A 20,279-nucleotide genomic window follows, 5' to 3' on the forward strand; every position below is an offset into this window, starting at 1 on the left:
GACAAGATTGTGGGTACAAGGCTTGAAACTTGGTGAATCTTTGTGTTTTTACTTCGTGTAGCTTTGTGAAACAAATAAATTTACAACTAAGACAAAAATGGGGTCACAAGGCTTAAAACTTGGTGAATCTTTGTTTTTTTTCTTCGTGTACCTTTGTGAAAGAAATAAATTTACAGCGAAAACAAAATTGGGGATACAAAGCTTAAAACTTGGTGAATCTTTGTTTTTTTCTTCGTGTATCTTTGTGAAACAAATAAATTTACAGCCAAGGCAAGATTGGGGTTTACAAGGCTTAAAACTTAATGAATCTTTGTATTTTTTCTTTGTGTAACTTTGTGAAACAAATAAGTAGGAGACTTGAAACGTGGTATTTCCAATGCTAGCACTTCTATGAAAAGCACAAAACATTGTTCTAACCATTACGCATTCGATAACAAAAAACAAACAATGATGAAAACATACCAATCAAAATTCGGTTATGTAATAATGGGCTTTTTGAGCTTGTTATTCTTATCTATTCTAGGCTATATGGCTTACCAAAACGAACCCCAAGAAGCCCTTTTATCGGCTGCTGGTATACATTTGTTGGTATATGGCTATTGTCTCTATCTCAATTTTTCGACTCAATACATCATTACAGACAAGGGCATTTTAAAAGTCAAATGTGGTTTCTTTTATAACAAATCGTTTGACATCAACAAAATAACCTCCATTAAAAAATCGAACAATCTGATTTCCTCGCCTGCGCCTTCTTTGGATAGGATAGAAATGACGTATGAAAAATTTGATCTCATCATTATTTCCCCCAAGAATGAAATAGAATTTGCTAAGGACTTGACACAAATAAACCCAACAATAGACAATCAACTGACCACAGCCCACAAGAAGTAATCACAATCACCTTGTATTCAATTCTGTCCAGTCTGCAAATGACTCTAATACTTGGCGTATTTTTTATTTGAAAAAAATCGTACCAAAACCTTCCCCCTTTGAGCTAAAGGAACATCCGATAGCCGTTAGAATATAAAGAACAGCATACAAACCTATTAACGATTGTACGAGCAGCTACTTGAGCTATTTGCTACTACTATTGTCGCAGGTTCGATTGTAAGAAAAAAATAATATATTTGATTTTAAATAAAACGTGACAGTCGTTTTTATATAAATGAATTGTCTCCTAAAAAAGAAAATATATGAACCTTTTTAGTCCTATTTTTTTAACCCTTATTATTGGAAATATGTGCTTTGCTCAAAATCCTTTTATTACCCACATGTACACGGCTGACCCATCGGCTCGTGTGTTTAACAATACGCTGTATGTTTACCCCTCTCACGACCCAGACAAAGCGGATTGGTTCGATATGGTTGATTGGCATGTGTTCTCCACGACGGATATGGTAAACTGGACCGACCATGGTGTGGCTTTAGACATTAAAGATGTGAAATGGGCCAAAAAATATGCCTGGGCTCCAGACTGTATTCAAGCAAATGGAAAGTACTACTTTTATTTCCCAACGGATCAATTTCATATAGGAGTGGCGGTAAGTGATCACCCTACGGGGCCGTTTGTTGACCCCATTGGAAAACCATTAATTTCAATGGATACCAAAGGCGTGGTGTGCAATAGGGATTTTATTGACCCAGGGGTATTTATAGACGATGATGGACAAGCGTATTTGTATATGGGTCAACTGGTTGTAAATGCTATTAAGCTCAACAAGGACATGATTTCATACGATGGCAACGTTCATCTGCTGAAAGGTACCGATGATTTTTTTGAAGCATCATGGATGCATAAATACAACGGAAAATACTATTTATCGTATGTGGGAACAAGTGGCGAAATAAAGTATTGCATGTCTGACAATCCTTTAGGCCCTTTTGAATACAAAGGTGTGATTCTGGAAAAAATGAATAGTGGTACCAACCACCATTCTATAGTGGAATACAAAGGGCAATGGTATATGTTTTACCACAACTCCGACTTGTATTACAGAAACCATCCTGAGGTAGAACAAAAATTTGGCTGGGGTCATGAAGGAAGTCCGCACCCTTATCGCAGGTCTATCTGTTTTGATAAATTATTTTATAATGAAGACGGCACTATTCAACAGGTTATTCCCACGAAATAATGGCTAATTCAGAAGATAATAATTTAATGTGAACAAACTGCCTGCGTGAAGACTAGCTAAACCTACTAATAAAATCACGCAAAGAGGAAGACGCTACAAACCAATAGTCTTTTATTAGTTCGTAACGCCTCAAAAAGTAAAAGCATGAGAAAAATTATAGCAGCACTAAACCTCACTATTGATGGTTTTTGCGACCATACTGCTGGCATACCAGATGCCGAAATGCACCAGCATTACACTGATTTATTAAATCAAGCCCATGTAATTTTGTACGGAAGAACTACATTTGAACTGATGCAATTTTGGCAGGCCTATATCGAAAAGCCTTCGGGAGAAAAAGCTATGGATGAATTTGCAAAAGCAATTGATACCATTCACAAAATTGTCTTTTCAACCACACTAAAAAATGTTGATTGGGAAAGTGCAAGCTTAGCCAACCAGCCTATTGAACAAGTGGTTTCAGAATTAAAGCAACAGTCTGGAGGTCCTATTTTAATTGGTAGTCGAAGTTTGATTGTACAGTTGACAAACCTTAATTTGATTGACGAATACCAATTGTGTATCCATCCAGTCGTCATTGGTACTGGGTTACCGCTTTTTGACAAAATACAAGAGCGAACGGTTTTTAAATTATTAAAGGCCAAACCTTTTGCTTCTGGTGCTGTTATCCATTATTACAAACAACTATAAGAATATGTCGCTCAAATTTTTTTGAACTTAAAAAATAACGCCTACAAAATCGAATTGCCTGATTATCAAAAATTAAACTACTGTGTACTGAAGTTCATCGATTGGGGTGTCAGACAAAAAGTTTACCAATGAACTGTCGGCAGAAAGGTTTGTGAGTGTTTAGTTTTAACTCAAGCGAAATGAACTAAGTGCTTAGCTTTAGCTATAAATTCAAAAAAAAAAAAAAGCTGTTGCCTAAACAACAGCTTTTACCCAAAACTACTCTAAATAATCTAACACTAATTTTTATTGTATTTTTTTGGCTTGCTCGTAATGGGTCGTTAACCCAATGACTTGGCGAGAAGCCCAAAGTTGAAGGTCGTTATCCTTTGCTTTTTGAGAAATTTCAGTCATTTTATCCAAGGCTTTTTCCTGTTCTTGCACAATCACCTCTACAAACAATTTGTCAAAATCCATTCCTGATTGGGCTTTTAACTTGTTGTAATTCTCGTTATTCATTTCAGCATTTTCATCTGGCATGGTGACAGTGATTTTATTAGACAGGGCTTTGGCTTCTTCCATTGATTTTGTATTATCAGCAACCAGCATTTTACCATAATCTCTTACCTCTTTACTCAATCCTTTTTGCAACGCTAGTTTCCCCAGCGCCATTTCATAAGAACCAATGGCTACAGCCTCTTCCAAATACTGAGTATCATTTTCTACCTCCTCGTTTTCTACGGGTGGCGCATTCACCTCTTCCACCGTCATGGGAGTTTCTTCCTGTTTTGTTTCGTTTTTACAAGAATTTAGGCCAAATAATAACAATCCCGCACCTAAAACTATCTTACTACAAAATACTATCTTTTTCATATTTTAATCTTTTAAACGTTTCTCTCAAAGTTAGGTGTTGCAAGACTTAAAACACTTATATAATTTTAGAGAAAGATTACAACATTCTAGGCTAGTGCTCTTTTAAAAAAAATAATTCTGTTTCTAAAATCCGAGGCAACCCCTAAAATTGACTAGAATAACTTATATTTATTGCTTCCCTGAATAAAGTAAGACATGGTTATTCGTTAAAAAAACATCCTGCTATGAAAAAAACACTGTTTTTCTTCAATAAATTAATGGCTAGCTTTTGGTTTATTCCTGCCTTGATTATCCTCAGTTCGATAGTACTTGCTATTGGGTTAGTGATGGTCGATCAAGCCATTCCAATGTCACAAGAAGGATTGGGCAAATATATTTTTGTCAACAGTGCTGATTCAGCGCGCAGTATATTATCCACCATTTCAGGAGCGATGATAGGCGTAGCGGGAACTGTTTTCTCGGTTACCTTGGTGGCATTGACCTTGGCTTCTTCGCAATTTGGCCCCCGATTGATTAAAAACTTCATGTATGTCAGACTGAATCAAGTGGTTTTAGGTTCGTATGTGGCTACTTATCTGTATTGTCTTTTTGTTTTGAATGCGATTAAAGAAAATGATGCTTATACTTTTATGCCTGTGCTTTCCATTCTCTTTGCCATAATTGCAGCTTTGATTAATATTTTACTACTGATTGTTTTTATCCATAAAATAGCGACCAGCATTCAGGCTGACAAAGTAATTTCGGATATTTCGGCTGTTATTTGTAGCCAAGTCAACACCATGTATCCCTATAAAATGGGCGATGAACTCCAACCAGAAAAAATAGCTATTGTAGAAACCATCAAATCAAAATACCTACATACTTTAGTCGTTAAATCACAAAAAAGTGGCTATTTGCAGTATATTGACAGTGACTCGCTTATTCAAGCAGCCTGTACCCTTGACGCCCTCATCGAATTGCAGTACAGACCGGGAGATCATCTGGTGGAAGGAATAGCTATGGCAAAATTATACTCCAACCAAACCTTAGAAAAAGAACAGATACAAAGCATTTGCCATCAGTTTGTTATTGGTAAAATAAAGGATGGCCAGCAAGATTTAGAATTTTCCATTTTGCAAATGGTCGAAATTGCTTCACGAGCCCTTTCGCCGGGCGTAAATGATCCTTTTACAGCAATTACTTGTATTGACAATTTGACCGCAGCGCTTTGTCAGCTCTCGCAAATTGATTTCCCCTCTAAATACCGAACTGACGCGCATCAAAACCTACGAGTTATTGCCCATACCACTGACTTTGAAGGCTTACTAGATGCTGCTTTCAATCAAATACGGCAATTTTCGGCTGGAAGTCCTGCTGTCATCATTCGATTAATGGAAGGATTGATTACTATTAATGGTTTTGTTAGCAAAGAAAACCACCAAAAAGCCGTTAAAAAACATGCCCAAATGGTTTTAAATCTGGGAAAACAATCGATACCAGAAATCGTGGATTTGAATGATTTAGAAGAAAGAGCCAAAAAGATTTTAACGCAATAAACCGTGTTTCAAAAGTCTTGTACCACAAATCACAAGCTTTACAACTTCTTTTTTACTACTCTGGACAGTCTTCCATGCCCCATTTATCCAAACTTCTTAAAATCTTTTCTAATGATTTCCCTCTTGAGGTCAGGCCATACTCCACTTTTGGTGGTACTACTGGGTAAATTTTTCTAGAAATCAAGCCGTCTTGCTCCAATTCTCTTACCGTTTGGGTAAACATTTTATTGGAAATATCGGGAACCAACTTTTGCAATATTCCAGAACGCAAATCGCCTTCTAACAAATGAAATAAAATCAAAGGTTTCCATTTTGTACCTATTAAATTCATGGTATAATGTAACGGACAGCTGTTTTTTTTACTCAAAATTAATATCTATAAATTTGATTATCATTATTTTACTCGTTTAGGTAACTATAGCACTTTTTAGTAAGTTATTGCCCAACAGGCAAATATAAAGTAATTTTGCAAACAAAAAATAATAGTTATGACAACAAATAAAGATTATCCAAAATCATTTTCGCATATTGGGATAACAGTACCAGATATCCACAAAGCCGTAGCATTTTATTCCGAAGTAATGGGATGGTACCTGATTATGGAACCTTCAAAAATTAAAAAAGAAAAGGAAACGGCCATTGGCCAAATGTGTATTGATGTTTTTGGAGACAATTGGACAGAATTTGAAATCGCACATTTAGCCACTTCAGACGGAATTGGGGTCGAATTGTTTTCTTTTCCAAATGGAGTTAAAGAAGCTCCTGAATTCAATCCTTTCAACACAGGCTTGTTTCATTTTTGCGTGCAAGACCCTAATATAGAAGCGCTAGTGGACAAAATTGTAGCCTACGGAGGAAAACAACGCATGCCTATACGTGCGTACTATCCTGATAACAAACCTTTCAAAATGTGTTATGTTGAAGACCCTTTTGGGATTGTATTTGAAATCTATACGCACAGTTACGAATTGACGTATTCTTCTGGTGCTTACGCCAAATAAAATTGTTCCATCTCATACCAAAGGCTCCATCACAACTGACGGAGCCTTATCAAGATGGGATGCATTTTGAGTGCCAACTGCTAAACCATTTTATTTCATGAGTCTGCAATCGAAATTAGAACGGTACCTTTTTAGTGCACTAGGCTTTCACTTCTAAAAATTTCATACCACAGATGCGCCATGATTTTCTTTTTAAAATTTGCGAAGCTTCGGCTATAAATCATCGTCTCATCCTTTTATTCTAAAAAGTTTATTTACTCCGTTTAGGTTGGTTTCCTAACACAAAATGAAGACTACCACCAGCTACAATTTGCTTGTGCGTTATTACCAGTGATGGGTATGGTTTTCCATTTAACGTTATACTTTGTATGTATTGATTTTCATCAGATTGGTTTTCGGTGGTAATCTTAAACTGTTTTCCGTTTTCTAATGGGATGGTGGCTTCTTTTACATAGGGCGAAGTCAAACTATAGACTCCATCTGCGGGATTGATAGGATACATTCCAATTGCAGAAAACACGAGCCAAGCCGACATTTGTCCGCAATCTTCGTTTCCGCAATAGCCATCGGGTTTGGTGCTGTATTGGGTATTGATGATTTTACGCACCATTTCCTGTGTTTTCCAAGGCTGTCCAATGTTGTTGTACAAATAGGCAACATGATGACTGGGTTCGTTCCCATGAGCGTATTGACCAATCATTCCCGTGCTAAAAATAGGCAACTTATCCTCTTTGCTAGGATAATACGTAAACATCGAATCCAGTTTTTGTGTGAAACGTTCTTTACCCAAGGTAGTTATCAACCCATCAATATCATGAGGCACAAACCAGAAATACTGCCAGGCGTTGCTTTCACAAAATTCCTTGGTATATTCTTTGGGTGAAAATGGACTTGTAAAGATTCCTTTTTCATCTTTTGGACGGAAAAAAGTCGATTCGGAATCGTATAAATTTTTCCAGTTGTTGGCTCTTTGGGCAAATGTTTTTTCGATTTGTTTTTCTCCCAATGCTTTTGCCAACTGCGCGATACACCAATCGTTATAGGCATATTCTAAAGTCTTGGATACCGACCAATTCTCATGATGCTCTCCTGTAGGCACATAACCCAATTTCATATAGGTATCAATTTGTCTGCCTTTTTCAGTTGCCGAAGCGACACAAGCCTGCAACGCTTTTTTAGCATCAATCGGAATGCCTTTAAAATACGCATCTACGATAACGGGAACGGCATGGTAGCCAATCATCATATTCGTTTCATTTCCTGCCAATGACCATACAGGCAACAAACCCGTTTCGTCATAATGTGATAAAAACGACTTGATCATGTCTTGGGTTTCTTTTGGAGCTATTAACGTATAAAGAGGATGAGTCGCTCTAAAGGTGTCCCAAAGCGAAAATGTATCGTATTTGTTATAGCCTTTGGCAATGTGATTATTTCCATCGGCTCCTTTGTAAGCTCCATCAAGATCACTGTGTAAGGAAGGAGTTAAAAACACATGATACAAATTGGTATAAAACAATTCTTTTTGTGCTGGAGTACCTCCAATTTTTATTTTAGAAAGGTATTGTTCCCAAATCTGGTCGGCTTCTTGAACTGTTTTATTAAAATCCCAATGTGGTATTTCGGCCTCTAAACTTTTACGTGCCCCAGCAATACTGGCAGAAGATAACGCTACTTTCACCAGAATTTTTTCGCCCTCTTTTGTTTTATAATTCGCTACAATTCGGGTGAATTTTCCGTTTACGGATTTTGTTTCTTTTGCTGTAGCATTTTCATAAAGTTGCGCTTTATCAAATGGTTTTGAAAATTTCATTACAAAATACACGCGCTGGTCTTTGGCCCAACCTTTTGATTTTCGAAAGCCTGAAATCGTTTGGTTATCCTCAATGGTAATTTGCGTGTCTGTGGGTTTGTCCCAATTTAAACTATAGCCCAAATCCAGAATAATTTGGCTTTTGTCATCCTTAGGAAAAGTATATTGATGAAAACCTACACGAGCCGTGGTAGTTAATTCGGCCTTGATTCCCGAGCTCAACAAATCAACCGAATAATAACCTGGACTCGCTTTTTCTCTGTCGTGTGAGAATTTGGAATAAGGTCGGTACGGTCCCTCTTTAGTCAAGCTTTCGCTAAACCTACTGTTCATTGGCATCACCAACAAATCATACATATCGCCCGCTCCCGTTCCTGAAAGATGGGTGTGACTAAAGCCCGCTATCGTAGAATCAGGATAAAAATAACCCGCTATTCTGTCCCAACCGGGCAAGCCGTTATCAGGACTTAATTGAACCATCCCAAAAGGAACAACCGCTCCGGGATAAGTATTTCCTGGGCCATCGGTTCCCGTAAAAGTATTGACATAGCTCGTTAAGCGATCTGAAAAGACTTGCTTATTTTGTTTCTCGCTTTTGCAAGACAAAATAAACAAAACAGCTAGTAGAAATATATAAGTTATTTTTTTCATTTTCAATTTAAAAAAGGGTAACTGCGCTCGTCAATGGTTTTAATTCTTCTCCTTGAAGGGTGTACCAAACATCAATCATCTTAGGATTGGCACTCGCTTTATAATGAATTTTTATAGGATGTACCCCTTTCTTTAAGGCTACTTTAGCATATTTTTTTCGAGGACCATGATAACCACCATTATCCACCACTATTTCATCACCAATGAACAATAAATTCCCCCCATCGGAACGGGTTTCAAACTCATAAATTCCGTCTTTTTCCGCATTGAAATAGCCTTGGTAGATAATTGAAAAGTCTTTTTCGTCTTTTAAATCCCCTAATTCAATGCTGCTGACCTTGGTGTAATCCGAAGTGGTTGGTGTTTTAATGTCTTCCACTTTTTTGAAAGTCCCTTTCACCACCCACTTTTTCAGTCCTTTTTCGGTAGTATTCGCATGTACAGATGCGATGTAATTTTTACGGATAACCTTGGTGGTTTTTAAATCATTAAATAGGTCTCCACGATAAGAACGGGCTTTTATTGTAGCCGTATCTTTTACCATAAACGGCTCCTTGTATAGTAATGATTTTTGGGTAGGCACCGTTCCATCCAGCGTATAATAGATTTTAGTTCCTTCTAAAGGATAGGCTAATTTCAAGTTTACGGCTGTTTGGTCCACAAAAGCAATTTCTTTGTCCAAACCTTCCACCGCAGGAATGTAATAATGCACATCGAGCACATCCAAACGGTCGTATTGTTTTTCCACTCTTTGATTGAAGGCTTTGAAATCTTTATTCTCTTTTGGTGCCCAAGCATTTTCGGCTAAGGCCAAGATTCTAGGAAAAGCTTGGTATTCCAATCGTGTAAAACTCGGAATCGTTTCCGCCCAAAGATTGGCCTGCACTCCTAAAACGTTATTGGCCTCGGCAGCGGTAAAATCCTTAGGAATAGGTTCATAATTATAAATTCGTTCCAGCTTTGTTCCTTCGTTTAGATAGTCAAAATAATACACATCCGTAGTGGTGATGACTACATCATTTCCGTTTTCAGCGGCTTTTTTTGGCGCTTCAGGACGCCAACCTCTCCACCACATCACTGTAGCTTCTTTGGTCAAACCTCCTTCTACAATTTCGTCCCAACCAAGGAACTTTTTGCCTTTGGATTTCAAAAATTGTTCGATATCTCTATTGAAAAAAGATTGCAATTCGTGTTCGTTTTTCAGTCCGTTTTCTTTAATGGCTTTCTGGCAATGTGGACATTTTTCCCATGATTTGATGTTCACCTCATCCCCACCAATATGAACATACTCAGCAGGAAATAACGGAATCACTTCAGCTAATACATTTTTCATGAATTCATAGGTCGTAGGTTTTCCTAAGCAAGTAGGATAGGTAAACACGGTATCCCAACCCGATTTTTCATCACAAGATAAAAAAGGATAATTATCAATTGCCGATTTAAAATGACCCGGCATGTCTATTTCTGGAACTACTGTAATACAACGTTCGGTAGCATACGCCACAATCTCTTTGATTTGCTCCTGTGTAAAAAAACCACCATATTTACGCTCGCCATCAATCATTTTAAATTTTCGTTCATCAATAGTATAAAGTTTGTTTTCCTTGGCTCTATCCATGCAGATGGTATCTTGATTGTTTGGAATTCTCCAAGCGCCTTTTTCTGTCAACAAAGGATATTTTTTGATTTCAATGCGCCAACCTTGGTCGTCAGTCAGGTGCATGTGGTAAGTATTCAATTTGTACAATGCCATATAGTCCAAAAAGGTTTTTACCTCATCTATATCAAAAAAGTGACGGCTAAAATCCATGTGCATGCCACGCCATGCAAAACGAGGTTCGTCCTTAACAACTACTGCGGGAACAGCCCAACGCATTTTTTGAATGGTTTTGCTTTCTATTTCCTTAGGTAATAATTGACGAAGAGTTTGAACGGCATTAAAATAGCCTGTTTCTTCAGAGGCTTTTACCGTAATTCCTTTTGGATTTATAGCTAATGTATAACCGCCGTTTTTTAAACCCGCTGTTTTTTCAAAAATTACTGCCCCGCTTTTTTTAGATTTGCTAACCGCCAAATGATATCCCGCAGCCTTACTAAATAAGCCTTTCAAGTAATTTATGGCCTTTTGCTGGCTTGGGTCTTGCTGGATGATTTTTGTATTGGCCACAAATTGGAACTCGCCTTCATTAAATTCTAAACTTGAAGGCTTTGGCAACAATGAAATATTGTCTCGATTAAAAGCCGATTTTGTTTGTGCATTGGCTACAAAAAACAGCATTATAAATAGCAAAGTGGTATATTTTTTCATCTTGTCCAATATTTTCATTCGATTACTTAATTCTTCGTTTCTTCAAAAAACTTATTTAATATTTAGTTTGATAATCTCATCAATAGCATCTAGGGAATTGTGGTCCACATAGAGAAACGCGCCTTCTTTCACCTGATTGAATTTGATTTTTCTTTTTCCATCAAATGAAGTAGCGGATATGATTTTGTCTTTGAGTTCAGGCAGAAAAATATACGGTTCCTGAGAAGGTTTTAAAATATGCACATACAAAGTATTGCCTTTTTTAGTGATGGTTCCCCAATCTTGGGTTTTAATTACATCTCCTCGGGTTCCATAAATACTTTCGCCATATTTAGAAGTCCATTCGCCTATTTCTTTTAAGCTTTTTACAAACTCGGGTTGAATTTCACCATTTGGCATTGGCCCCACATTTAAAAGCAAATTGCCATTTTTTCCCGCTGCTTTCACCAAAAAGTCAATCAGTTGTTTTTTAGTTTTGAAACTTTTATCATTCAAATCAAAACCCCAAGCTTTTGCCATAGTGGCACAAGACTCTAAAGGCAATTTACTAACGTGTACGCCCTCACTAAATCCTCCGTGATTTTCACCTGGCAGGTCTCTTTCAAATGTTTGAATGTCTTCTCCTGCTATAGGTTGAATGTGGTGGTTGTTGGCAATCAACGTATTGGGGCTCAACTTATGAATCAACGAATAAATTTCGTCGTAGTGCCAGTTGGCTTCTTTTTGATCCCAATGACCATCAAACCAAATCATGCCAATTTCACCATAATTGGTCAGCAATTCGGTTAATTGTGCTTTCATAAATGCGATATAGTCATTCCAAGCTTCTTTGTCTCCTTTTTTACCATTTTTATAATCCTCACGTTTCCAATCGAGTAACGAATAGTAAAAATTCAATTTAATACCTTCTTTTTTACATTCTGCTGCCAATTCTTTCAAAGGGTCTCTTTTGAAACGAGTGGCATCAATAATATCAAAATCGGTAGCTTTAGAATCAAACATGCTAAAACTATCGTGATGACGAGAAGTAATGGTGATGTATTTCATCCCCGCAGATTTGGCAATGGCCACCCATTCTTTGGCATTAAAATCTAATGGATTGAAAAATTTCGTTAATTTCCCATAGGTTTCAGCAGGTATTTTTTGTTGAAACATGACCCATTCCCCATCTCCCAATACACTATAAATTCCCCAATGAATAAACATCCCAAATTTCATGTCCTGAAAAGCGGTACGCGCTTCTAAATTGCCTTTAGTCGGTGTGTATTCGGGCATAGGGAAAGCATAATGTTTTTGGGCACTAACTTGTAATGTACCAAATGCGAATAGACAACTAATAATTATTTTCTTCATATTGATTGATTTTTATTTTTCATAATTAATGATGGGGTTGCGACCCCATTTCCATTTCTAAAACGCCCCCTTGGGTAATTTCTTGATGCGTAATCCAATAACGGTTAAAGGGTTTCCCATTCAATTTCATCGATTGGATGTAAATATTTTCTTTAGAATTATTCTTAGCCTTAATCTTAAAGGTTTTCCCTTTGTAATAGCTAGGGTCTAATTTTATTTCAATCTCGCTAAAAACGGGACTGGTAATCTGGTATTTGTTATCTCCCGGATTGATGGGGTGAATCCCAATGGAAGCCAACACATACCAAGCCGACATTTGTCCTACATCTTCGTTCCCACACAAACCATAAGCATCGGTTCCATAGGCTTTATCGCAAATTTTACGAGTGTATTTTTGAGTTAAATGAGGCGCACTGGCTTCGTTAAACAAAAAAGGTACATGATGAACGGGTTCGTTAGCATGGTTGTAGTAGTTGTTCCAAAGGAAATCTTCGGGTGTGTTTTCGAAAAAACTAATCAATTCGTTTCTGAAAGCCTTTTCACCACCCATCAAGGTTTTTAAACCCTCAATATCATGTGGAACAAACCATCCTTGTTGAAACGGATTGCTCTCGATACAACCTTGACCGTGAACCGTTTTTCCTTTCCATTCCATCCAAACTCCAGCGCTGTCTTTGGCTCTAAACCAATTGACTTCCTCGTTCCAAATGTTTTTGTAATTTTTACTTTTCTTAAAATATTCCTCGGCTATCGCATCTTTCCCTAATGATTTTGCCATTGTTGCCAAAGCCCAATCGGAATAAGCATACTCTAAAGTTTTAGAAATATGTTTGTTGAAATAACCCAATGTTCCATTACCCGTATTGTCAACCGTATTTTTAGCGTATTCAAACGCTTTGTCAATATCGTAATTGCGAATGCCTTTTTGGTACGCATCATTAATTACTGAAACCGCAGGATTACCTAACATCACCCCTGAATAGGAATTGAGCATTTCCCAACGAGGCAAATAGCCTCTGCCACTCCATTCTGCCATTTGCAACAGCGAATTGATTTCATCATTGACCAAACTAGGATTGATAATGGTTTGCAACGGAAATTGTGAACGAAACACATCCCAACCGCTAAAAATAGTTCGATACGTAAAATCTTTGGTTTGATGTATTTTTTTATCAGCACCAATATAATTTCCGTTTACATCCGAAAAGGCGCGTGGGTCAATTAAGGTGTGGTAAAGCGAGGTATAAAAAACTGTTTTTTCAGCATCCGTTCCGCCAGAAACCGAAATATTTGAGATGGCTTTGCTCCAAAGTTCGCGAGCTTCTTTTTTAGTTTTATCAAAATCCCAATGCTTGATATCGTGTTCTAAATTTGCTTTGGCTCCTTCGATATTCACAAAAGAAATTCCACTTTTCATCAAAACTTGTTCCCCTTCTTTGGTACTAAAATTGGTGTAAAACCCGAGATGCTTTCCTTGCATTTCTTTTTTACCTTTAAAAATTGCTGCATTTTTAACCGCCAGTTGGTAGTCGTCTTTGGCAATAAAACGCATTTTGCGAGGCACATCGGGAATGGTGGCACTCCAAATGCCGTAGTCTTTTAAGGGTTTGCTAAATTGGCAATAGAAATAGACTACATAATCGGCTTTTCCTTCGCCAGCACCCCAACCACCACCTTCGGGCGGGCATTTCATCCAGCCTTTGATGGTATAATCGTCCACAACTTTGATGTATTGTTCTGTTGAAGTTCCCGCTACACGACGTGCCAAATCAATTTGGATGCGCGATTCCTTGTTTTCTGGATAGGTAAAACGAATGATTCCTGCTCTAGGTGCCGCCGTCAACTCGGTTCTTACTTTATAATCCTCTAGCGTTACCGCATAATAGCCCGCTTGGGTAATTTCGGTATCATGGGAGTAACGGGAACGATAGCCTTCTTCTGGATTTTCAGGAACGCCTCGATTGGTATGCAATTTTCCTGTTGTGGGAGTCACCAAAAAATTACCTAAATCGCCAAACCAGCCTACTCCACTCATGTGAGTAAAACTAAATCCTTCGATAGTGGGATGCTCATACGAATACCCCGAACCATTATCGCCCCCCGTAAACGTATCGGGACTGAGTTGTACCAAACCAAAAGGAGTTGCTGCCCCTGGAAATGTTTTCCCAAAGCCATGCGCATCCTTGGACATTTTGCCATACGAAATTGCACCAATAATTGGATTTATATAATCGACCGCTGGTTTTTCATTCTTAATTTGAGAGGAAGCACAAGAAACCATCACTAAAGCACTTAGTGTGACCAACCATTTTCGTTGTTTTTTTCTATAATTCATTTTCATCTCTTGTGTTATTACTTTGATTAATTTTCTACAGCAGCCTCAGTAATTTTGGTTTTATAAATATCCACTGGCACGTCATTTTGTTGTTGTTGGCCCGAAGTAGTTCGTCCGTTTTGGACAATCTCTTCAAGTTGTTGGGTCAGTTTTTTTACCACCTTAGGATATTTGTCGAACAGGTTGGTCGTTTCTGCTTCATCCTTTTCCATGTTGTACAATTGGATTTCGGGTAGGTTTTCTTTTCTAGCTTTAACATCTGTAGGATTGCTCCAACCTCCTGAACCTGGTGTCAATTCTAATTTCCATTGTTTGTTCCGAATTGAAAATTTGCCTTGAATCGAATGATGCACGACTAATTTATAATCGGTTTTGGCTTTATTATTTTTCAATAAGGGTAAAATACTGTACGAGTCCACACCGGAATTTCCTGAAAGTTTTGCTCCAATAATTTCGGCACAAGTTGCCATCAAACTGGTTTGACAAATGAGGTTGTTGTTCTTTGAATTGGCTTCGATTTGCCCCGGCCATCCCACAATAAATGGAATTCGATGCCCTCCTTCCCAGATATCCGATTTGGAACCACGGAATTGAGCACTTGGATAATGACCAAAATCTTTTTCTAGTTTGCTTCCTTTCGCTGCTGGATAAGAGCAACCATTATCACTGGTAAAAAACACCAAGGTGTTTTCGGCTATGCCATTGTCTTTTAAAGCTTTTATTACTTGTCCTACAGCATCATCTGTTTCCATTACAAAATCGGCATAATCGCCCATGCCACTTTTGCCTTTCCATTTTTCAGAGGGAACTACGGGACTGTGCGGCGAATTCAAAGCCAAGTACATAAAAAAGGGAGCTTCTGTTTTGGCTTCTTTGGCAATATAATCAGTAGCATTGTCCGTTAATAATTGAAGCATTTTAACAGGTTCCATGTGAGCGATGACCTTATCATCTTTAATAATTGTATTGATGGTTGCCGCATGGTGAAAACCAATATAAGAATCAAATCCGCGCGTTATAGGTCCGTTAGGCACCTGAGCCCCAATAGGAATATCCATTACTTTTTTACCTTGATACAGCTCGTATTCTTTTCCGTTTGCATCCAAAAAGCTAAAACCCAAATGCCATTTGCCTATGGCTGTCGTTTTATAGCCTGCTTTTTTAAGCATCGAAGGTACGGTCTCTAATTGGTCCGCAATCAAAGGAACCGATTCATCTCCGTTTAACACTCCTTCTTGCAATCGAGAACGCCAAGCGTAACGCCCCGTCAAAACCGCATAGCGGGAAGGCGTACAGACGGATGAGGCCGAATGGGCATCGGTAAAGGTCATCGATTCTTTGGCAAAAGCATCAATTTTGGGAGTCAAAATTTTCCCTCTCTCAGGATTTAAAGCTTGTACATCTCCATAACCCAAATCATCACAAATAATGTAAATGATATTAGGCTTTTTTTGTGCTGATGCAACAGTGGCCATCAACAAACACAGGGTGAATAATTTAGAGAATTTCATTGTTTATTTTAGTCTTATTTCGGTTATGGTACTTAGTAATTTTCCTTTTTTAGTGAATAAGCCGGCTTTCAAAAGCGTTCTGGGTACGGTTTTGAATTGGCCTTCGTATTTCTTTCCGTTTGTGATGGTTGGTTCCTCACCATTGAGCGTGTAATAGATGTCATAGCCTATTGTTTCTGTTTTTAAGAAAACAATGGCTTCATTGTTCAATTGGTCAATCGCAAAGGCTGGATAAACTGTGAACATGCTTTTAGAAAAATTGACTTTGGCTCTTTCTAATCGTGCAAAATGATCAAATTCTAAGGCATCTTGAAAACGTTGCCAATTCTTGACTTCTGGCATACTCCATGACACCTCAGCACTGGCTAATGTTCTGGGATATAACATGTATTCAAATTGAGATTCTGTAGGCGTAAACTCAGCCCACAAACTCGCTTGATTACCTAAAACCCTATGGGCTTCTTCCTTGGTCAATTCGGCTGGAATAGGTTCGTGGTTATAGACTACAGACAAAGGCAAAACCGAGTTAGGGCCTTCAGGTTCCATAAAAGTGGGCCCTTGAACACGGCTGATATAGGAATGCAAATAAGAGGTCATAATCGTGGGATAGCCTTCACGGGGAGCTTGTAATTCGGGGGTATGCATGCCTCTTCGCCAAGCCATAATAGTGGCTCCTTTAACGCCCTTACCGCTTAAAACTTCGTCCCAAGCAATCATGGTTTTCTTTTGGGCGCTTACTATTTTATACATGCGTTGAATAAAATAACTTTGTAATTCTTCCACATCTTTTAGATTATGGTCTTGCATAACTTTCTGACAATGTGGGCATTTTTTCCAATTGCTCTTGTTGCATTCGTCGCCTCCGATGTGGAAATATTTTGACGGAAATAAAGCCACAACTTCTTTAATCACATTTTCTAAAAAAGCATAGGTTGTTTCTTTCCCAGCGCACAAGGCATTATCAGGCGCTTTTCCACCTACAGCCACTTCAAAATTAACTCCATCAGGCACCACATCATAACAAAACAATTCGGGATAGGAAGCAATTAAGGCTTTGCTATGCGCTGGCACATCGATTTCTGGAATAATTTCGACATTCCTTTTTTGGGCAAAAGCAATCACTTCTTTAATTTCCTCTTGGGTATAAAAACCACCCACCGTTTTGGGTTCATCAGCAGTAGCTAGCTCCCGAGACCACCAAGCAATTCCTGTTCTATCAGCTCTCCAAGCGCCTTTTTGAGTTAAATTTGGGTATTTTTTGATTTCGATTCGCCAGCCTTGATCATCCGTTAAATGCCAATGGAATTTATTTATTTTATACGAAGACAAGACCTCTATTTGTTTTAAAATAAATTCTTTGGTTTGAAAATGACGCGATACATCAAACAAAACCCCTCTCCAATGAAACCTCGGATTGTCTTTAATACTCATACTTGGTATCACAAATTTATCCGTTTTTACTAAAGGAATCGCTTGTGCTAAGGTTTGTAACCCATTGAACAATCCAGCATAGTCTATCGCTTTTATGATGATTTTAGAGGGTGTTACCTCTAATTCATAGCCTTCTGTAGCAATAGCTTTGCTTTTAACTTTTTCAAAAAGAATACAATTGGTTGCCTTAGCTGAACCTGTTTTAACCGACAGATTTAACCCCGCATCACTCTTAAATTTTGATTCTACGATAGGTTTCAAGTCGGCACTAAACATTTTAGGAACAAACACTTGGGTATCTTGACTCAATAGAAAACCCCCTTGTTGAAACACCACCGACTGCGGTTGCGGAATAAAGGTGTTTTGAGACTCTTGTGTCCTTCCTGCAATGGTAAAAAGAAAAGCGACTATGACTATGAATATTCTTTTCATGTTTATAAATTTTGAGCAATTATTTGGGCAACCTGTTCTCCTTGAGCAGTTTTTCCTAAATTATTGTAATGAACATCGTGTGGTTTTATGTGCCATTCTTTGGCATGTGGCTTTGTAAAACTATACAAATCATTAATACTAATCGAAGGATAATTCGCTAAAACCTCTCTAGCTGCTACATTGTAGCGTTCGCTATCACCCGCAAGCCTTCCATCGGCGCCTTCATCAGGAACGGCGGTGGTCGTGGCAAAAATCAATTTGGCTTTAGGAAACTCTTTTTGTAGGTAAAGACAAATTTCGTTTAGGTTTTGCTTATAGGTTTCGATACTATTTACTTGTTTGCCATTTTTTGCATCCAATTTGCCCTCTTTTAAATACTTTAAATCATGTAAGCCCACATTAAAATGAATCACATCCCATTTGAAATCCCAACCTCCTTTTAAATAAGGTTCAAACATGGTTTGTTTCATTTTCTCCATTTTAGGAATAAAGGTATCACTAGAACCCCCATTATTAAAAATTCTAAATACGTTGGCTTTACCTTCTAATTTTGCTTGAACCGTAGGTGTGTATCCTATAGAAATAGAATCACCATACAACAAGACCTTGGGTAGTTTAGGCTCAGGAGTTACGTATTTAAAAGCTTCTTCTTTGTTGGCCAATTTTTTCCAAGCTTCTTTACACACTGCTTCATCACAACTGTTCCCAAATAGGCGTGATGCCCCACAAGAAACAGCTCCCATATAAAGTGTGGTAGCGCCTATATATTTTACAAATGCTCTCCTTTTCATTCCTGTTTTTTATCGTTACAAACCAATCGTAAAGGTGTTGAATGATTTTGCATCCAATTCCATTTTCAGATTTTTGTTATTTATATTTAATTGTAAATCTTGTTTGTCGTCAAGGTTGTTGTAAGCCAAAACGATTACTTTGTTTTCCTTTGCATTGTAAAAAACAATTGCATTTTCATCATTACCCGTAGTGGCTAATTTTACTGAACCCGGTGCTACAAAAGAGCTTAAATGCTTCATCAAGTAAAACTCAGGATTGTATCTTATCGCTTTGGTTTTACTGTCAATGGAAATCATGGAATTTTGTTTCCACCCCCATTGGCTTTTACCGGTTTCATCCAAAACCATATTCCAATACATATACGAATTGGCCCCGTTTTCAAAATAATGTTTCATCAGTCCAAAGGTGTGTTCTGCGGCTTTCCAGTCATTCGAACCATCTCCACATTCAGTTTCGGTTTGCATCAATTGCATCTTAGGATATTCTGCATGTACTGCTTTTATAGCTCCTTTTCCAGCCCATTGAAAACCAACACCCGTAACATAATCTTTGGCATTTTTATATTCTAAAATATCCGTCACACGCTCCAATTGCGGACGTTCAACCGTTCCTAACCAAATTTGAGTTTTTGGATTTTCTTTTTTGAATTTAGGTCCCAAATAATCGGAGATAAAAATCCCTAAATCTTGCGGTTTCCACACACAAGAAGGAAAGTTTTGAGCCGAATTGTATTCGTTTTGTACATGAACCGCATAAATAGGAATCCCTTCTTTTTCGTATGCTTTGACAAATTTTGAAAAATATAAGGCATAGGCCTCAAAATAGTTGGGTTCTGTGATGAAACGAGAAACTAATTCTTCTGTTGAGCTCCATTCTTTAGGCAAATCATTGAATTCGGGATTCGCTTTACAAGCATAATGTTTGCTGTGCTTCATCCAAGCGGGAGGACACCAAGGAGAAGCCCAAATGGCCATCTTCGGGTTGATTTTTTGTGCTTCTTTGATATACGGAATCAATCTTTTTTTATCTCTGTCGATCGAAAAATTAGTCATTGCAAAATCGCCCGCTGTTTCGTTATGGCTGTACCAATTTACCGCATAATCATTGGCACCAATAGGCATGCGACAAATATTGAATTTACAACCCGATTTTAAATCGAATAAATCATTCAGAATTTGCTGTTTCTCTTTTGGCGTTACCATGCCTAAAGCATCCCAACCCAATTCGTTAAAACAACCACCAAAACCATCTATTTTTTGTTTTTGGTTTTTGGTGTCAATACTAATGGACAAATCAGCTGCCTTTTTATTATTTTCAGGGATATAAGTTTTAGTCACCCAAACTTTATCATTGGTTGTACTTACCCAACTTACTTTGTTTTTTTGTGCCATTACCGTTAGGCTTAAGAACAACAGTGCGGTTGTTATTTTTACTATTTTCATG

The 20,279-nt window shown here is 37.9% G+C and carries 15 protein-coding genes; 5 read left to right on the forward strand and 10 right to left on the reverse strand.

Annotated elements, in window-relative coordinates:
- Positions 1-447 precede the first annotated feature (447 nt).
- From K5R64_RS15060 to K5R64_RS15070, 3 genes are all read left to right on the forward strand, one after another.
- A complete protein-coding gene (locus tag K5R64_RS15060) occupies positions 448-891 on the forward strand; it encodes a PH domain-containing protein (RefSeq protein WP_220764599.1) in 444 nt (147 codons plus the stop codon).
- 302 nt (positions 892-1,193) lie between these two features.
- Positions 1,194-2,132 carry a family 43 glycosylhydrolase gene (locus K5R64_RS15065; protein WP_255580396.1) on the forward strand — a complete coding sequence of 313 codons (939 nt, stop codon included), beginning with the start codon at positions 1,194-1,196 and terminating at the stop codon, positions 2,130-2,132.
- Between the two features lie 144 nt (positions 2,133-2,276).
- A complete protein-coding gene (locus tag K5R64_RS15070; protein WP_220764601.1) occupies positions 2,277-2,822 on the forward strand; it encodes a dihydrofolate reductase family protein in 546 nt (181 codons plus the stop codon).
- Positions 2,823-3,107: 285 nt separating this feature from the next.
- On the opposite strand, the gene K5R64_RS15075 is transcribed toward K5R64_RS15070, so the two are convergent.
- Complete coding sequence (locus K5R64_RS15075; protein WP_220764603.1) at positions 3,108-3,674, reverse strand: DUF4142 domain-containing protein; 567 nt, start codon at positions 3,672-3,674, stop codon at positions 3,108-3,110.
- 224 nt (positions 3,675-3,898) lie between these two features.
- On the opposite strand from K5R64_RS15075, the gene K5R64_RS15080 reads away from it, so the two are divergent.
- Positions 3,899-5,209, forward strand: coding sequence for a DUF2254 domain-containing protein (locus K5R64_RS15080; RefSeq protein ID WP_220764605.1), 1,311 nt, complete (start codon positions 3,899-3,901; stop codon positions 5,207-5,209).
- Positions 5,210-5,264: 55 nt separating this feature from the next.
- Here K5R64_RS15080 and K5R64_RS15085 read toward each other — a convergent pair whose 3' ends face one another.
- Entirely contained in the window at positions 5,265-5,576 is a 312-nt protein-coding gene (locus K5R64_RS15085) for a helix-turn-helix domain-containing protein (RefSeq protein WP_305038840.1), read from the reverse strand.
- A 121-nt stretch (positions 5,577-5,697) separates the two neighbouring features.
- Here K5R64_RS15085 and K5R64_RS15090 point away from each other — a divergent pair, with 121 nt between their 5' ends.
- Positions 5,698-6,210, forward strand: a complete 513-nt coding sequence (locus K5R64_RS15090; RefSeq protein ID WP_220764607.1) for a VOC family protein — start codon at positions 5,698-5,700, stop codon at positions 6,208-6,210.
- 250 nt (positions 6,211-6,460) lie between these two features.
- Here the strand turns inward: K5R64_RS15090 and K5R64_RS15095 are convergent, their stop codons facing one another.
- Genes K5R64_RS15095 through K5R64_RS15130 form a run of 8 tightly spaced genes read right to left on the reverse strand, consistent with a single transcriptional unit; the run spans position 6,461 to position 20,278 of the window.
- Positions 6,461-8,674 (reverse strand): GH92 family glycosyl hydrolase, encoded by a 2,214-nt coding sequence (locus K5R64_RS15095; RefSeq protein WP_220764609.1) that lies wholly within the window; start codon positions 8,672-8,674, stop codon positions 6,461-6,463.
- Positions 8,675-8,681: 7 nt separating this feature from the next.
- A complete protein-coding gene (locus tag K5R64_RS15100; RefSeq protein ID WP_220764611.1) occupies positions 8,682-10,982 on the reverse strand; it encodes a family 20 glycosylhydrolase in 2,301 nt (766 codons plus the stop codon).
- 51 nt (positions 10,983-11,033) lie between these two features.
- Positions 11,034-12,335, reverse strand: a complete 1,302-nt coding sequence (locus K5R64_RS15105; RefSeq protein ID WP_255580397.1) for an alpha-L-fucosidase — start codon at positions 12,333-12,335, stop codon at positions 11,034-11,036.
- Positions 12,336-12,360: 25 nt separating this feature from the next.
- Complete coding sequence (locus K5R64_RS15110; RefSeq protein WP_220764613.1) at positions 12,361-14,670, reverse strand: GH92 family glycosyl hydrolase; 2,310 nt, start codon at positions 14,668-14,670, stop codon at positions 12,361-12,363.
- Between the two features lie 26 nt (positions 14,671-14,696).
- Complete coding sequence (locus K5R64_RS15115; RefSeq protein WP_220764614.1) at positions 14,697-16,181, reverse strand: arylsulfatase; 1,485 nt, start codon at positions 16,179-16,181, stop codon at positions 14,697-14,699.
- Between the two features lie 3 nt (positions 16,182-16,184).
- Positions 16,185-18,044, reverse strand: a complete 1,860-nt coding sequence (locus K5R64_RS15120; RefSeq protein ID WP_220764615.1) for a beta-N-acetylhexosaminidase — start codon at positions 18,042-18,044, stop codon at positions 16,185-16,187.
- A 2-nt stretch (positions 18,045-18,046) separates the two neighbouring features.
- Positions 18,047-18,835, reverse strand: coding sequence for an SGNH/GDSL hydrolase family protein (locus tag K5R64_RS15125; RefSeq protein WP_220764616.1), 789 nt, complete (start codon positions 18,833-18,835; stop codon positions 18,047-18,049).
- Positions 18,836-18,850: 15 nt separating this feature from the next.
- A complete protein-coding gene (locus tag K5R64_RS15130) occupies positions 18,851-20,278 on the reverse strand; it encodes a hypothetical protein (RefSeq protein ID WP_220764617.1) in 1,428 nt (475 codons plus the stop codon).
- Position 20,279: the final 1 nt, after the last annotated feature.

This window comes from Flavobacterium sp. UMI-01, from assembly GCF_019656315.1.
Lineage (GTDB): Bacteria > Bacteroidota > Bacteroidia > Flavobacteriales > Flavobacteriaceae > Flavobacterium.

Bases quoted from the DNA above. Each gene is read 5' to 3' on its own strand.
- K5R64_RS15060 (WP_220764599.1), top strand. From the start codon at position 448: ATGATGAAAACATACCAATCAAAATTCGGTTATGTAATAATGGGCTTT.
- K5R64_RS15065 (WP_255580396.1), top strand. From the start codon at position 1,194: ATGAACCTTTTTAGTCCTATTTTTTTAACCCTTATTATTGGAAATATG.
- K5R64_RS15070 (WP_220764601.1), top strand. From the start codon at position 2,277: ATGAGAAAAATTATAGCAGCACTAAACCTCACTATTGATGGTTTTTGC.
- K5R64_RS15075 (WP_220764603.1), bottom strand. From the start codon at position 3,674: ATGAAAAAGATAGTATTTTGTAGTAAGATAGTTTTAGGTGCGGGATTG.
- K5R64_RS15080 (WP_220764605.1), top strand. From the start codon at position 3,899: ATGAAAAAAACACTGTTTTTCTTCAATAAATTAATGGCTAGCTTTTGG.
- K5R64_RS15090 (WP_220764607.1), top strand. From the start codon at position 5,698: ATGACAACAAATAAAGATTATCCAAAATCATTTTCGCATATTGGGATA.
- K5R64_RS15095 (WP_220764609.1), bottom strand. From the start codon at position 8,674: ATGAAAAAAATAACTTATATATTTCTACTAGCTGTTTTGTTTATTTTG.
- K5R64_RS15100 (WP_220764611.1), bottom strand. From the start codon at position 10,982: ATGAAAAAATATACCACTTTGCTATTTATAATGCTGTTTTTTGTAGCC.
- K5R64_RS15105 (WP_255580397.1), bottom strand. From the start codon at position 12,335: ATGAAGAAAATAATTATTAGTTGTCTATTCGCATTTGGTACATTACAA.
- K5R64_RS15110 (WP_220764613.1), bottom strand. From the start codon at position 14,670: ATGAATTATAGAAAAAAACAACGAAAATGGTTGGTCACACTAAGTGCT.
- K5R64_RS15115 (WP_220764614.1), bottom strand. From the start codon at position 16,181: ATGAAATTCTCTAAATTATTCACCCTGTGTTTGTTGATGGCCACTGTT.
- K5R64_RS15120 (WP_220764615.1), bottom strand. From the start codon at position 18,044: ATGAAAAGAATATTCATAGTCATAGTCGCTTTTCTTTTTACCATTGCA.
- K5R64_RS15125 (WP_220764616.1), bottom strand. From the start codon at position 18,835: ATGAAAAGGAGAGCATTTGTAAAATATATAGGCGCTACCACACTTTAT.
- K5R64_RS15130 (WP_220764617.1), bottom strand. From the start codon at position 20,278: ATGAAAATAGTAAAAATAACAACCGCACTGTTGTTCTTAAGCCTAACG.